This window comes from Dactylosporangium siamense (assembly GCF_016862795.1).
GTDB classification, from domain to species: domain Bacteria; phylum Actinomycetota; class Actinomycetes; order Mycobacteriales; family Micromonosporaceae; genus Dactylosporangium; species Dactylosporangium siamense.
On sequence record NZ_BONQ01000256.1, the window covers coordinates 1 to 1,811 of the forward strand.

Sequence of the window (1,811 nt, forward strand, 5' to 3'; positions counted from 1 at the left end):
ACGTGAACATCACATACGCCACCTGATCCGGCCGCACCGACACCTCCGGCACCACCACCGGCTGCACCGCCACCACCGGATCATCCACCAACACCACCCGGACCCGACCCACCGGCAACACATCGACCGTGTCAGCAACACCAACCAACACCGACACACCACCATCAGCCAACATCATCGACAACCGGGCCACCGGATACTGCGCATCCAACGGCAGGAACGCACCACCAGCCCGCCACACCGCCAACACCGCCACCACAAAATCCGAACCCCGCGGCAGACACACACCCACCACCGTCTCCGCACCAACCCCAACCCCACGCAGAACATTCGCCAACCGACCCGACCGCCGCCACAACTCCTCATACGACAACGACTCGCCGCCACACCGGACCGCCTCAACGTCCGGCCTCGCCGCCACCCACCCCGCCACCAACTCCGGCACCAACACCTCACCCGGCACCTCACCCAGAGCCTCGCCCGGAGCCTCGCCGACGCCCCACGACCGCACCATGGCACGCTCCGCACCGTCCAACAACGGCAACGCCGACAACCGCCGGCCACCATCAGCGACAACCGCCGACACCAACGTCACAAAATGACCAACCAACCGCGACATCCGACCGTCATCGAACAACGCCGTGCTGTACTCCACCGAACCCACCAACCCACCCACCCGCTCCGCCACCACAAACCGAAGATCCACCCCACCAACCACATGATCAACCCGCTCGACACCACCACCACCACCACCACCACCGGGCCCCGCATCGCCCTCAACCGACCCGAAATAGTTGAACAACACCTGAAACAACGGACTCCGCGACCGATCCCGAACCACACCCAACTCATCCACCAACTGCTCAAACGGCACATCCTGATGCGCATAAGCCGCCAAAGTGTCAGCGCGGACCCGCTGCAACAACTCCACAAACGTCGGATCGCCGGACAGATCCGTACGCAACACCAACGTATTGACGAAGAACCCGACCAACCCCTCAACCTCAGCCCGGTTCCGGTTCGCGATCGGCGTCCCCACCACGATGTCGTCCTGACCCGAGTACCGCGACAGCAACACATTGAACGCCGCGAACACCGTCATGAACATCGACACGCCAGCGGCCCGCGACAACACCCGCAGACCCTCGGCCACATCAGCCGGCACAGTGAAGTCCAGCACCGCACCCGCCGACGACCGCACCGCCGCACGCGGACGATCCGCCGGCAACGACAACACCGGCGCACCCTCGAGCCGCTCACGCCAATAGCCCAGCTGACCCTCCAACACATCACCGGTCAACCACCGGCGTTGCCACACCGCAAAATCCGCATACTGCACCGGCAGCAGCGGCAGCTCCTCCGCGCGGTAAAGGGCATCAAGCTCACGGCGCACAATCCCCGCCGACCACTCGTCACCCACCACGTGATGCATCGCCAACGCCAGCACATGCTCCTGCCCGCCCACCCGCAACAACGTCGCCCGGAACAGCGGGCCCGCCTCCAGGTCGAACGGCACCCCCGCGTCCGCCGCCAACCACGCCTCCACCTCCGCCGCCGGCACCTCAACGACCGGCAGCTCAAACCGCATGGGCGGCGGGTCGATCACCTGCCACGGCACACCGTCCGCATCCGCCACCAACCGCGTCCGCAACACCTCATGCCGACCGACCAACGCTGCCAACGCCCGGGCCAACACGTCCACATCCACACCACCCGGCAGCCAGATCGGCAACGGCGTGTTGTACTCCACCGACTCCGGCTCCAACCGGTGCAAGAACCACAACCGCTGCTGCGCGAACGACAACGGCAAC

Annotated in this window: 1 protein-coding gene; it reads right to left on the bottom strand. The window is 65.6% G+C overall.

Going from position 1 to position 1,811, the window contains the following annotated elements:
• On the bottom strand, positions 1-1,750 hold a 1,750-nt coding region (locus Dsi01nite_RS56800), incomplete at its 3' end, for a condensation domain-containing protein (protein ID WP_239137319.1).
• Positions 1,751-1,811: the final 61 nt, after the last annotated feature.